11 protein-coding genes and 1 pseudogene are annotated in these 13,019 nt (G+C 65.4%); 2 read left to right on the top strand and 10 right to left on the bottom strand.

Annotated features, from left to right (window positions below; all coding sequences use genetic code 11):
• Positions 1–38: 38 nt before the first annotated feature.
• From HMUK_RS15960 to HMUK_RS15935, 7 genes and pseudogenes are all read right to left on the bottom strand, one after another.
• Positions 39–923, bottom strand: a complete 885-nt coding sequence (locus tag HMUK_RS15960; protein ID WP_012807472.1) for a serine/threonine-protein kinase — start codon at positions 921–923, stop codon at positions 39–41.
• The gene (locus HMUK_RS15955) at positions 910–1,341 is read right to left on the bottom strand and encodes a hypothetical protein (RefSeq protein WP_012807471.1); all 432 of its coding nucleotides are present in this window, start codon (positions 1,339–1,341) and stop codon (positions 910–912) included. The genes HMUK_RS15960 and HMUK_RS15955 overlap by 14 nt, the downstream gene beginning before the upstream one ends.
• A 148-nt stretch (positions 1,342–1,489) precedes the next feature.
• On the bottom strand, positions 1,490–1,627 hold the full coding sequence (locus tag HMUK_RS17730) for a hypothetical protein (protein ID WP_012807470.1): 138 nt from the start codon (positions 1,625–1,627) through the stop codon (positions 1,490–1,492).
• A gap of 2 nt (positions 1,628–1,629) precedes the next feature.
• Positions 1,630–2,184 (bottom strand): type II toxin-antitoxin system death-on-curing family toxin, encoded by a 555-nt coding sequence (locus tag HMUK_RS15950; protein WP_012807469.1) that lies wholly within the window; start codon positions 2,182–2,184, stop codon positions 1,630–1,632.
• 200 nt (positions 2,185–2,384) lie between these two features.
• On the bottom strand, positions 2,385–3,425 hold the full coding sequence (locus HMUK_RS15945; RefSeq protein ID WP_012807468.1) for a restriction endonuclease: 1,041 nt from the start codon (positions 3,423–3,425) through the stop codon (positions 2,385–2,387).
• Between the two features lie 136 nt (positions 3,426–3,561).
• Positions 3,562–3,891 (bottom strand): annotated as a pseudogene (locus HMUK_RS15940) (DUF1810 domain-containing protein); the annotation flags it as partial.
• Between the two features lie 55 nt (positions 3,892–3,946).
• The gene (locus HMUK_RS15935) at positions 3,947–5,164 is read right to left on the bottom strand and encodes an RNA-guided endonuclease InsQ/TnpB family protein (protein WP_012807467.1); all 1,218 of its coding nucleotides are present in this window, start codon (positions 5,162–5,164) and stop codon (positions 3,947–3,949) included.
• Between the two features lie 336 nt (positions 5,165–5,500).
• Here HMUK_RS15935 and HMUK_RS15930 point away from each other — a divergent pair, with 336 nt between their 5' ends.
• Entirely contained in the window at positions 5,501–6,337 is an 837-nt protein-coding gene (locus HMUK_RS15930) for a TCP-1/cpn60 chaperonin family protein (protein ID WP_012807466.1), read from the top strand.
• Here HMUK_RS15930 and HMUK_RS15925 read toward each other — a convergent pair.
• From HMUK_RS15925 to HMUK_RS15915, 3 genes are all read right to left on the bottom strand, one after another.
• Positions 6,331–7,950 carry a serine/threonine protein kinase gene (locus tag HMUK_RS15925; RefSeq protein WP_012807465.1) on the bottom strand — a complete coding sequence of 540 codons (1,620 nt, stop codon included), beginning with the start codon at positions 7,948–7,950 and terminating at the stop codon, positions 6,331–6,333. The genes HMUK_RS15930 and HMUK_RS15925 overlap by 7 nt on opposite strands.
• 56 nt (positions 7,951–8,006) lie before the next feature.
• Positions 8,007–10,898: an outer membrane protein assembly factor BamB family protein gene (locus HMUK_RS15920; RefSeq protein ID WP_012807464.1), complete on the bottom strand. Its 2,892-nt coding sequence runs from the start codon at positions 10,896–10,898 to the stop codon at positions 8,007–8,009.
• Between the two features lie 164 nt (positions 10,899–11,062).
• Positions 11,063–11,347: a hypothetical protein gene (locus tag HMUK_RS15915; RefSeq protein WP_223270982.1), complete on the bottom strand. Its 285-nt coding sequence runs from the start codon at positions 11,345–11,347 to the stop codon at positions 11,063–11,065.
• Positions 11,348–11,551: 204 nt separating this feature from the next.
• Between HMUK_RS15915 and HMUK_RS15910 the strand changes: the two genes are divergently transcribed.
• A complete protein-coding gene (locus tag HMUK_RS15910) occupies positions 11,552–13,018 on the top strand; it encodes a protein kinase domain-containing protein (RefSeq protein WP_012807462.1) in 1,467 nt (488 codons plus the stop codon).
• Position 13,019: the final 1 nt, after the last annotated feature.

The following is a 13,019-nucleotide window of genomic DNA, read 5'->3' as shown; positions in this document are numbered from 1 at the left end:
ATGCGCGTCGGCGACCATAAAACTGCACACAGGCGCGCCTAGCCACACAGCGCGTCCCAGAACTCGTCGAGACGGTGCAAGACCGGCCTGATGTCCTCGTATCGGTCCTCGGGCTCCGGATTCAGACACCGGCGGATCACCTCTTCGAGCGCCCGCGGGATGCCGGGGCGGACCTCCGAGGGGTGCGGTGGCTCGGCGTCGCCGGCCCGTTTCGTCGTCCGTCCGTACGGGTGCTTCCCGGTAAAGAGCAAGAAGAGCACGATGCCGAACTGGAAGACATCGACCATCTTCTGGTTGCGCGTCTCGACCTGCCGGGCGTGCTGTTCCGGCGCGGCGTAGCGCGGCGTGTACTCACCGATCGTCTCACTCGAACTGCGGAGCGTGCTGGCGGTCCCCCAGTCGCCGACCTTCGGGACGTTCCAGCCGTTCTCGACGGTCCGAAAGAGGACGTTCTGTGGTTTGATGTCCCTGTGAGCGGTGCCGCGGTAGTGGGCCTCCTCGATGCCGCTCGCGATACACCGAGCGATCCAGAGCCCGTGACAGAGCGACTGGACCCCGCCCCGATCGAGGAAGTCGCCGAGATGGCCTCGATCCATGTACTCCATGGCGATCCAGGGCTGGCCGTCGTCGATCCCGTAGTCGACGAGGCTGACGACGTACTCGTTGGCCTCGAACTCGGCCCAGTCCTCCGCTTCGTCGAGGATGCGATCGATCCGTCCGTCGGTGATCGTCCCCGAGCTATCGGGCACCTTGACGGCGATCGCGGTGCCATCGGAGAGCGACTGGCGGTACACCTCGCCGTTGGCTCCCGTCGCAATCCTGTCTGCGAGCTCGAACGACAGCACGTCGAGCTCCGCCGAGAGGTCGACGGAGATCGGCGGCACGTCCGGGATCCGCTCCGGGACAGAGTCACTCGGCGTCATCGAGCACCACCCTGTCGCCGGCTCTCGTCAGGTAGCCGTCGCCACACGCCTCACAGCGGTCGCCGACCGACGCGGCCGACGGGTCGAACTCCGTCCCGCAGTTGGGACAGGTGATAGACTGGGGAGTCTCAGTCGCTTCGTCGGTCGCCGCTGTACTCCCAGCCGCTGTCTCGAACTCGTCGATATCGACGTCGGGAGTCGGACGCTCGGAACGCCACGGTGGGATTCCGTAGAGCGCGACCAACGTGGCGCTGACGAGAACGACACTGGTGATCGCGCCAGCCAGACTGGTCTGTGCGGGACCGAGCGAGAGGCCGAGAACGTCGACCGCCATCGCGACGAAGAACCCGATAATGAGACTGGCAGCGAAGATCACGAGAAAGGCGACGGATTGTGTGGACGTGCTGAGTCGGCCCATCGCAGTTACGGATTGGTTGCTACATGACGCTAATAAAGGTGCCTACCGTCACACGAGTGGGTCTGGGTGGGGGTAACTGCTCGTCACTACCACCAGTAGCCGGTACCCCGTCACTGCTGAAAAATTCGTCTATCAAACCTCGGAGCGCTCACTCGTACGCGAGTTCGTCGTAGATATCTTCGTGTTCGTCGAGATCCTGTTTCCCGAGAAACCGAATCAGATACCGTCTGGCCTCTTCGGCCGACATGTTCTCTGGCACCTCGGGGTGGTCACGTTCCGTACCCATCCTTATTCTTCACTACGCGATTCGGCGTCATAATCGTTCGGTTTACTGTGGTTCTCACCCTCAGGCGGATCGGAGACGATATTTTCTGGAATCCTGTCAGCGTCGGCAATTCGTGACAGCCACAGTTCGATCGTGGTTCTGTACTCTGGCTCAAGTGGCTCAGTGTGGTCGTCGAGATACGACAGAACCACCTCTTTCTCGACACTCGTTTCGTCTGTCGCTACCCGTTTCAGAATGTCTTTGATGCGCCGATCGTACGCGAATTCCAGTCCGTTCAACGCATAGAAGATACGGGTCGACATGAGTGCTGTTCGCTTGTTTCCGTCGACGAACGGATGATTGGCGACTATCAATCGGAGCAACTGGAACGCCTTCTCGTCGACTGATTCGGGAACGCGACCGAAGTGGCCCTCGCGAATATCTTCGGTAGCGTACTCGACATCGCCGGGCGAAGAGACACCACTCTCCGTGTCCTCGTTCGACTCGACGATCAGTTCGTGGATGGCAAGGATATCGTCTGTAGAGAGATAGTTGATCGGGTCTGATCCCTCAGTCATCACACCCGACTACTACCGATGGACGTATTCAATTACTGGTTTCAGCGGGTAACTCTCGTTCACGAGCCCGACTGATCTATTAATAGAAACTGGTTCCCGGTGAGGATATCCCTGGAGCAACGGGTCTCCAGCACCGCTGAAACGGCGTCGCCCTCGAACCCGGAGAGGCTGACAGCAGGGAGGAGCTTCGAGTAGCTGCCCTACAGCGACGGGACGAGCTGGGAGCGGGTCAGCAGCTCACAGAGCCGCTCACCGTCGACGAGGCGGACCTGTTCGCTCATCCGCTCGACGCTCTCTCTGGCGTTCTCGGTGAAGCTCGAACTGGTGACGACGGCGACGGAGTCGGCGTCGAACTCGACGAGCAGTCCGGCGGTCCGCTGGACCGTTCGCACCCCGACCGTGTTGCCCGGCTCGTACTGTTTGGCCTGGATCAGTTCGCGCGTGCCATCGGCCTGGGCGATGACGTCGATGTTGTAGTCCTGGACGTACTTCGTGGTCCGGGCGTCGAACCCGCCCTCTCGCCAGAGGTCCGCGATCAGGACCTCGAACTCGCGGTGTGAACAGGACAGCAGATCGTCGGTGGTCCACTCGCCGTCGGTGGCGGCGTTCAGCCGCTCGGCGACGGTGTCGATGCGGTCCGTGTCGCGCTCGGCGATGGCCTCGTCCAGTGTCCCGCCGAGGGTGGCCTCGGCGCGTCCGAGCTGTGGTTCGCCGACGGCCGACAGCGCGGCGAACAGCTGATCGGCGCGACGGACGACCACGGCGGTGCGGTACAGCTCCTGGGCGGCCGACCGGATCGACGAGAGACCGTCGCTCAGATCGTCCGCGACGGCGGCGTCCCCGGCATCGCGGAGTCGATCGACGGCCGTCTCGACCGGCGCACTGGGATAGCGCTCCTGGAGTTCGAACGCCAGCGCGCCGAACGCGAAGAGGGCGTCACAGTAGTCGAGAAGCGCGGCGCGGCGGCGCGCTTCGATCGACTGGTCGTTGGCCACGTCGACGAGTCGTTCGCTGATCGCCTCGGTGGGCAGTGAGACGGCCTCCTGCTCGGACAACGTCTGTCCGCGTTCGATCGTCGAGCGAAAGCGTCGTTTGCGGTGCTGTCCGACGGTCTCGCGTGGCTCGGTGTCGTCGAGCGCGGGTTCGAAAAACTCCGCGAGGTCGAAGGCGGGCTCGACGGCAGAGTGGGCCGCGTACTCGGCCGTCAGGGTCTCGACAGCTCTCGCAACCGAATCGAACATTGCCGAAGGTATGCGACCGTGTGCGCATAAAACGTCCACATAGCGCCGTCACACCGTTCTGGTCGGTGCCCGGTTCTACCTTCGAAGGAAGGAGCAGCGTGCAGTTCCGAGCGGAGATTGCCACCACAGGCAGCGTTCAGCTGTCGTCCAGCAGATCGAGCGTCTTTTGATCGCGGTCGCCGTCGTAGTACCGCTCCAGTGCCGTGGCGAACGGCGTCGGATCGTCGGCGACCGTCTCGAACAGCGTCATGGACGACCGGAACTTCAGATCGTCCGGCGAGCCGAAGATGTCGTTCGCTGAGCGCCCGTCGAGGGCGTTGACGATCGCCGTACACTCACGCAATCGCGGTCCGAGAGTGGGATGGCGCAGGTAGGCGTCGGCTTCCGCTCGCGAGGCGATGGCGAATCGCTGCGCCATCTCACTCCGGCCGAGCCCGGCGACCTGGGGGAACACGAACCACATCCAATCACCTACCTCGCCGTTCACGGCGAGGTTTGTCGGTGGACTCCCGGTCTGTCCACTATACTGTGGAAGGCGAGTAGTCGCCGTTCCCGTTCATTGTCCCCGACTTCAGGGCGAGGTGATGGGTCGCCCCTCCAGAACCAGACTTGAGCCGATTCTGGATGAATCTGTGTGCAACGTTGCGTGCCGCGTTGTAGTCGGCGTGTAGCTCTTTGCCGCACTTCTGGCAGGTGAACTGGTCGCTGTCGCGGTTGTCCTCGTGAGTGAAGCCACAGTCGGCGTGACTACACCGCTGGCTGGTGTAGGCCGGATGGACTGATTCGACAGCGATTCCTTCGGCACGGGCTTTGTATGTCGTCTGGCGCTTCAACTCGCGGAACGCCCACTGCTGGAATTTCGAGGCGTTCGAGATACGTTCTCGTATCTGTTCCAAGTCCTCGAACACGATTACCGAACAGCCCCGTGACATGGCTTCTTTCACCAGTCGTTTCGACGTTTGGTGTAGAAAGTCCTCGGACCAGTTAGCGAAGGTGTCACCGATTGACTGAATCGTGAGGTGTGCGCTTCGCGTCCCCTGTTGTTGTAGTCGGGCGCGACGACGTTCATACTCGCGGCGCTTGTGGTTCAGTAGGTCAGCGTTGCCGATGAATGCTCCTGTACTGGTGACAGCAAGATACCCGTCGACGTTCCGGTCTACGCCGAGAACTGTTCGGCTCTCGGCCTCTTCCAACGAATCTTCGCGTTCCTGTTTGACGGAAACGTGCAAGTAGTAGGTATCGGTCTGATGGTCGTATCGGAGTTTCGCGCCTTGTTTGGTCCACTCGCTACTCTCCATGTATTCGGCCTGGAGCGAGTCGTCTGGGTAGACGTATGCAGCATGAACACGCCCACTTCCGTAAGCGGCCAGCGAACAGTATCCGTCGAAGTAACTGATTGCACTGGTGTTGTAGACGGTCGTGTTCGACGTGAACACAGGTTTTGAGGTTCGTTCGCCAGCTTTCATTTTGTCTACACAGCCGGTAAGCGCGTCGGCAGCATGGTTGACGGCGGCCACGGTCAAGTCTGAGTGAAGGCCGGTGTCGTCCCGTATGTCGTCGTAGACGAGCGGTTGTAGTCGAGAGCGCGACGTTATCACGTACCCATTGTCATCTCTTTCCCATCCCCGGTCGGCAAACCGCTGTGCAGCGTCCCGAAACGTGTTCATCGTTCGTTTCAGGTCGTCGCGCCGCTGGTCGGGGACGGAAAGTTTGACGACAGCAGTACGCTGAATCTCCATCTACACATCACATGTGGGACTAACTATATATAAATAATTGGGAGTAGGCCGGGAATTGAACGGTGGATAGTCACTAGAGCTTACGCGATTCCCGCCCGCCGTGAACGGCGGGACTCCCTCGCTGAATAAGGAAGTTCCCGCTTGACCGTCCCGATGACCGATTCCTGTGCCTCGACGAAGCGCTGTAGGTCGTGAGGGTCCGCTGCACTGGGCATCGAGTGTCCCGTTCGACCCACTGGCGCTTATACTGTCGGCTATCGCTGTTTCGAGATATTCGCGACCCCGCGGAGGCGGGCAGACTCAACAGTTTTGACGCTGGCGTGCCGTCGTGGCCACATGGCAGGACTCGACTCGGAGATGGAGCGCCGTTTCGACAAGTCGACATCGGAGTTACGGGCGGAGGCCGACCAGTTCAAGACGCGGGCCCGGTCCGACCCGGCGGTCGTCGCCACGTACCTGCCGCGGCTGCGAAAGCTCCTGGAAGCTGCGGGCTACAGCCGCGACGAGATGATGGTCAGAGACGACGTTCAGCGGACGATACTGGCGATCGCGGACCAGCAGCCAGAGGCACTCTCCGACGAGTATCCCGACCTGGTGGCGGCGTTCCTCGACACGCGCGAGACGAGAGTCCTGACCCAGCGACTCCTGCACAACTGCGCCGAGCTCTGGGCTTACGGCGTGACGCGCCAGGAGATCACCGACGGGCTCGACGTGGTGGAAGGCGAGATCGTCGACCAGCTCGCAGACATCGCGGAGCAGTTCGACGACGACGGCCGGGTGCCGGGCAACGGTGCCACGGCGATGGCGCTCAGCCAGCGGGTGGCCGACTTCGCACACAGCGTCGCGGGCCGCCAGCAACTCGTCGTCGAGGCCGCCTCCGACGCGCTGTTCGACCTCGTCAGATTCCACGCCAGCGAGAAAGGGATCGACCCGATCGACGGGGCCGTCGACCTCCGATCCCGATACGAGACCGACAGCGAGCCGTTCGTACGCGGCTTCTCCGATCGGGGAACGATCGAATCGATGCGGGAGACCGAGGAGACCCAGACGAAGAACTACGTCCTCCGATACGTGGTCGACGCACTGGTCGCCACGTCTCTGATCGTCAGCGTCGAGCGAGACGAGGCCCGAATGCTGCGGATCGAGGCGGTTCTCGCCGAGCGAGATCAGTGATCGGGGGCGTCCATCGCGGCCAGCGCCGCCGCGAGGGATCGATCGTCGCACCTGGCGATCGCGTCGGCGAGTGACAGCTCGGCGGTACCGGACTCGATCCCGGCGATTGCCGCCGCGAGATCCCGCTCGCTGCCCTCGGGGAACGCAGCCGGATCGAACCAGCCGTCGGTCCGCGCAGCGCCACTCCCCCCAGCGTCGTCCCCGGACGTGTCCCCGTCTGTCTCGGCGCTGTCGTTCGAACTACCGTCCGAAGTAGACTCGCCGTCCTCGGAGCGTTCCTCCCTGATCTGCTCGACGCGTTCCCTGAAGGTCAGGTCTTCCAGCTCGCTCTCGTCCGCTTCGGCGCTGTCCCCCGAATCGTCGTCCGTCGGAGATTCGCCGTCCTCGGACCGCTCCGCCCTGATCTGCTCGACGCGTTCTCTGAAGGTCAGCTCCTCAGACTCGTCCGCCACAGAGGTGTTCGTCGTGTCGTCGTCTGCCGGAGACCCGTCGTCCTCGGATCGCTCCGCCCTGATCTGCTCGACGCGCTCCCTGAACGTCAGGTCCTCGTCGGGGTCGCCGGTGTCGGCGTCTGTCGAGTCGCCGTCGCTGGAGGCAGCGTCGGTCGAACCAGTGTCCGTGGAGGCGCTCTCGGCCGCGTCGACACGGGGCGAGCGGTCGTCTGCCGAGAGGCGGTCGGCGACGATCGGCGGGAGCGCGCGATCCGTCCGGGCCGCCCTGAGTGCCTGCCTGAAGATCTGAACGGCGTCGTAGCGGTCGCGCTTGCTCGTTTCGAGGGCGGTCGAGACGACGGCGTCGAGTGCCGGAGACGCGTCGTCGCGGTGCGCGCTCGGCGGTGCTGGCGGATCACCGTACACGACATCGTGCATGACGCTCATCCGGTTGCCGACGTAGGGCGGGCGACCGGTGAGCAGCGCGTAGACCAGTGCTCCGACCTGGTACACGTCGGTCAGCATGTCCGGATCGCCGAACTCGTCGGGTTCGAACTGTTCGGGTGCGGCGTAGGTGACCGAGAGCCCCTCCATCGTTCGCGTGCGTTCCGAGAGCGAGCGCGCGAGCCCCCAGTCGGCGATCTTCGGCACGTCCCAGGCGTCGCCCGGCGTGGTTCGAAACAGCACGTTCGACGGTTTGACGTCGAGGTGGACGACCCCGTAGTTGTGGGCGAGTTCGATCCCGCGACAGACACACTCGCCGACCCACAGGGCCTCGTCCAGTGCCAGCCCGTCGGTGCCGTCGAGGCGCTCGGCGAGGTCGCCGCCGTCCATGTACTCCATCGCGATCCAGGGCAGGCGCTCGCCGGTGTCGATCACGCCGACGACGTGCTCGGAGTCCGCCCACCGGTGCTTCTCGCGCTCGCGGCGGTCGACCAGCTCCCAGGTACGGGCCTCTTCCAGGAACGTCTCGACCACGTCACCGGTCAGCGTTCCGGGGTCTGCGGGCTCCTTGAGAGCGATCCGATCCGGCGGCTCGTCGTCCGGGACGGCCGCCTCGTAGACGAGCGCCTGTCCACCGGCGTCGAGCGGGGACTTCGCGGCGTCGACCGTCCGGTAATCGAGGTCCCGACGCGGCGGACTCGCGACCGCCGAGCGGTCGGGAATCCGAGGATCAGTCATTGGCCAGGTGTTGGCCAGAGAGCTACATCAAGCTTGGCGACGACAGCGACCGTGGTTCACTCCTCGCCGAGCGCGGACACGACGCCGTCGTGCGTGGCGACGTACGCCGTCCCGTCTGCCACTGCCGGCGATCCGTCGATGAGACTGCCGGTCCGGTAGTGCCACCGCTCGTCGCCGGTCGCGGCGTCCAGCGCGTACAGACACTCGTCCCAGCTCCCGACCAGGAGCGTGTCGTCGGCGGCGACCGGCGCACCGTTGATCTGTCCCGCCGTGTCGTAGCGCCAGCGTTCGGTGCCGCTGTCCGCGTCGATCGCGAGAACGTAGCCGTCGATGCTGCCCGCGTACACGGTGTCACCGCAGATCGCCGGTGCCGACCGGCCGTTCCCACCGGCGTCGAACGTCCAGCGCTCGGTGCCCGTGTCGGCGTCGAGTGCCACGACGCGCCCGTCGTTGGTGCCCGCGTAGAGGACGCCGTCAGAGACCGCTGGCGTCGACATCGCCGGTCCACCGGTGGGGTAGCGCCACAGGCGCTCGCCGGAGTCGGCGTCCAGCGCGGCGAGGACGCCGGTTCCACAGGAGGCGTACACCGTCCCGTCGACGACGGTGGGGACCGCGCCGGTCTTGCCGTCGGTCTCGACGACCCACCGCTCGGCCCCGGTCGCGGCGTCCAGCGCGTACACGTGCTTGTCGTAGCTGCCGACGTACACCGTCCCGTCGACCACCGCGGGCGCAGCGTCGACCATCCCGTCCGTTTCGGCCACCCACCGCTCGGCTCCGGTCTCGGCGTCCAGCGCGTACACGCGCTTGTCGTGGCTGCCGACGTACACCGTCCCGTCGACGACGGTCGCCGGCGACTGGACCGGATCGTCGGTCTCGTAGGTCCACCGCGTCGCACCGGACTCCGTCGCCAGTGCGTAGACGGCCGCATCGTCGCTCCCGACGTACAGCGTGTCGTCGACGACGGTCGGGCCGCCCCTGATCGAATCGCCCGCCTGGAACGTCCAGCGTTCGGTGACGGGTGGCGAGGGGCCGACCGCACGCTGTCGAGGGCCGGAGCGCGACGCGCTCCCGTGGAGGGTCGGCCAGTCGCGGTCGTCGGCCGTCGGCCGCGAGCGGTCCGTACTCGTCGGTTCCGGCGCGGAGTGGTCGGTCGTCGGGGTGGGGTCGCGGTCTGCCGTCGCGGGCTCGGTCGCGCTCTGCGGGTCGTCCGGCGTCGACTCCCACTCCTCGGCGATCCGCTCCAGGGCGCGACGGAGGTCGATCGTCGCCTCGTACCGATCGGCCGGGTCCCGCGCCAGTGCGCGCTCGAACACGTCGTCGAGAGCGGCCGGCAACTCCGGACGGCGCTCGCTGGGCGACCTGTGATCGGCGTCGAGGACGCGCTCGATGCGCTCTCGCTGTGGGGTGGCGGCGAGGTCGTCGACGAACGGATGCGTCCCGGTGAACAGCTCGTAGAGGACGATCGCGAGCTGGAACTGGTCGGTCCGCTGGTCCGTCGTGCCCTGGCCGTCCTGTTCGGGCGCACAGTAGCCGGGCGTCGAGATGCCGACGGCGGCCCCCTGGCCCAGCAGCGAGCGGGAGAGCTCCCAGTCGGCGACCTTCGGAATCGGCCACCGCTCGCCGGGGGCAAACAGGACGTTCGACGGCTTCAGGTCGAGGTGGACGACGCCGCGGTGGTGGGCGTGCCAGACCGCGTCGACGAGTCGCTGTGCGGTCCAGAGCGACTGCTCGACCGTCGCGTCCTCGGCGACGGCGCGAAGGTCCGGTCCGTCGACGACCTCCGTGGCGATCCAGGGTACCGACGCATCGCCGCGGAGCCAGGGGAGCGGGTCGTACCCCCAGTCGATCACCGAGACGACGTTCGGGTGGTCGTCGAGGCCGGCCCACTGCCGGGCCTCGTGATCGAACCCGTCGATGGTCTCCTCGGTCAGCGTCCCGTGTCGAGCGGGGTGTTTCACGGCGATGCCGTCCGGCCCGTCCTCGCCGGGGTGACGGACCCGATGCACGACCGTCGTCGCGGTGCGGCCGATGACGTCGTCGTGGCGCAGTGCGGACGGGTCGAGCGACATCGACGGCGTCTCTTCTCCCTCGTCGAGATCCGGTTGGTGAGCAGAGTCCATAGTCGTGGTTCGTTGGTGCTGTCGGTTCGGCTCGGTCCGACCGGCGTCTTCGACGGCGGCGCTCTCTGTGGACGCACCGTCGAGCATCGCAAGCGTCCGTTCGGCCGCTTCGCGTACGCGCCGGTCGTCGTCGTCGAGTGAGGTCTGCAGGTCGTCGACGGCCGGTTCGATCGCAGCCGGTCGTTCGCTGGCGACGTTTTTCAGCGCCTCGACGGCCGCGGTGCGCGTCGCGGCTTTCTCCTCGTCGAGGAGTGTCAGAAGAGCGTCGACGGCGGTGACGACCGATCCGGGAGCGGCTCTCGCGACGTTTTTGAGCGCGATGGCACCGGCGGCACGCGCCGTGTCACGCTCGTCGTTTCGCAGCGACCGGAGCTCCGCGACCAGCGGCCGGATCGATTCGGGATACTCCGCTGGCGTCACGGTGGCGCGTGTCTCGGTACGCGCCTCGGAAAGGAGCGTCCGGAGGCCGGGAACCGCCGGTCGGATCTCCTCGGGACGTGCCTCGGCGACCGCAGCGAGTGCGAGAGCGGCGTTCCCACGCAAACCCGGATGGGTGTCGGTGAGACACTGTCTGAGACCATCCACGGCAGGAACGACGGCGTCCGGTCGGTCCCGAGCGACGGCCGCAAGTGCCAGAGCCGCCCCGGCGCGAACGTCCCCGTCGTCCAGAGGAGCCTCGGCCGATTCCGCGGGCGACGCTGGAGCCGTCGGTCGGCGATACTCCAGCAGTGCAGTGAGTTCCTCGATCTCGTCTGTAGCGACGGTGTGGCGCTCGGAGTCGGCTTTGGATCGGAGACGAGACGCCCGTTGCAGTGCATCGACAATCATGCTCTCAGCGAAGCCCCATCTCTCAGAGAGTACGTCGGAACGGGTGTTGAACGTTTTCGTGAGGCAGTGACGGCCGACGGCGTCATACGGACGGTTGTAGGCATTTACCGGTGAGTGTCGCTACGGGATAGACGCTCACCGGTACGCAACTACAAGTTTCCGTATCAGTTGATCTCCGGTTCGATGGTCAGCATCGTCCCCGAGATTCCCAGCGCCGCGCCGATGCCCGCCAGGACGACGATCAGTCGCTTCTCTTCGAACGTCAGCGAGAACAGCTGTGCGCCGACGGTCGCCTCTGCGTAGACGACGATGCCGCCGATGACCAGCCCCGCGATGGCCCCCAGCAGGATGCGCTGCTCCATCAGCGTGAACACGCCCAGTACGAGGACCGCACCGAGTACGAGGTTGACGAGCAGTGCCAGCGCCAGCGTCCACAGTGATAGTGCCATGTTGGATCGCTCCCAGTACATCGTCCGACGGGCACCAGACACATAAAGATTTGGCTTTTAGAGATGTAATATTGAGTCTCCAAAGTGGAGACAATTGAGCTCGGAAACGCGACGGACCACCGTCGAAAGAGGCGCGTCGAAACCCCGAACGGGCACCAGACACGCGGGACAAGCTATTACTTTTGGCACGCGGATGCTGTGATAATGACGGATTCCGAGGAGGAGGAGACGCCGACGCTCACGGAGATGTTCGAGACGGTCGAGAGCGAGGCCGAGCTCACCGGGCGGAATCTGACCGTGCTCCGAACCGTCTTCGAACGGGAGCCCGCGGGCATCACCGATCTCGCCGACGTGCTGGACCACCCCCACAACGAGCTCCGATACTCGCTGCGAGTGCTGGAAGAGGAGAACCTCATCGAGCCGACCGCAGAGGGCGCGGTGACGACCGGTGACGTTGTCGGGACGATCGAAGCGGCGAACGCCGGAGTCGAGGAGCTTCAGTCCGGACTCCGGGCGTGTGCAGCCGCCTTCGGCTCGGACGAGGGGCAGTCGATCGAGGCGACGGGAGCGGATGCCCTCGAAGGAGAGAGACAGACGAAAGGGACAGCAGACCGGGCAACAGCACAGACGGAAGGACGGCAGGCGGCCGACTCGTCGCCGGGCGAAGCGAGCAGCGAATCCGCGTCGACGGCCGAGACGGAATCGGCGACCGAGACGGAATCGGCGGCCGAGAACACCGGGGAGACCGAATCGACGGCAGCCGCCGAGGCGTCGGCCGACACGCAGTCGTCGACCGCAACGAACGTCGATACGGCCTCGATGGTGCCCGACGTGGCGAGCGTTCAGAGTCCGGCCCGAGAAGAGCTTGCGTACGCCGACTTCGAGATCGAGGGGCAGCTCGGACACGGGGGCAGCGGCGTCGTCCACGAGGCACAGTACCGCGTCAACGGAGAGACGACGACGGTCGCGCTGAAGGTACCGAACTTCGAGGGAACGATCACGTCGTCGGTGGTAGAGAGCTTCGAGCAGGAGGCGGAGACGTGGTCGCTGCTGTCGCCCCGAGACCACGTCGTCGGCGTCGTCGACAGCGGGACGCGGCCCAAGCCCTGGATCGCGATAGAGTACATGGACGGCGGCACGCTGCGCGAGCGGCTCTCGGAGTTTTCCATCGAGCAGGCCGTCTGGACGTGCGAACGGATCGCGCAGGGAGTCCGCCACGACCAGACCGGCGTCCTCCACCTGGATCTCAAGCCCGAGAACGTCCTGTTTCGCCGGACCGGAGAGGGGAGCTGGGACGTACCGAAGGTCGCCGACTGGGGGCTGGCACGCACGCTCAAGGAACACCAACCGACCGTCGAGGGCATGTCGCCGACCTACGCCGCCCCCGAGCAGTTCGACGCCGACGAGTTCGGCGACCCCAGCAGCAAGACGGACATCTACCAGCTCGGCGTCCTCATGTACGAGGTGCTGACCGGCCGGCCGCCCTTCGAGGGCAACGGCGTCGCGCTGATGAACGCGATCCTCACCGAGGAGCCCGAGCCACCGGCGGCGGTCGACGATCGCGTCCCGCAGGCCGTCAGCGACGCCGTGATGAAGGCGCTGGAAAAGCAGCCAGCGGAGCGGTTCAGCACCGTCGAGCGCCTCCAGTCCCAGCTCCGGGCACAGCGCTAAG

Source organism: Halomicrobium mukohataei DSM 12286 (assembly GCF_000023965.1).
Lineage (GTDB): Archaea > Halobacteriota > Halobacteria > Halobacteriales > Haloarculaceae > Halomicrobium > Halomicrobium mukohataei.
This window is presented reverse-complemented; position numbering and strand designations above follow the sequence as displayed.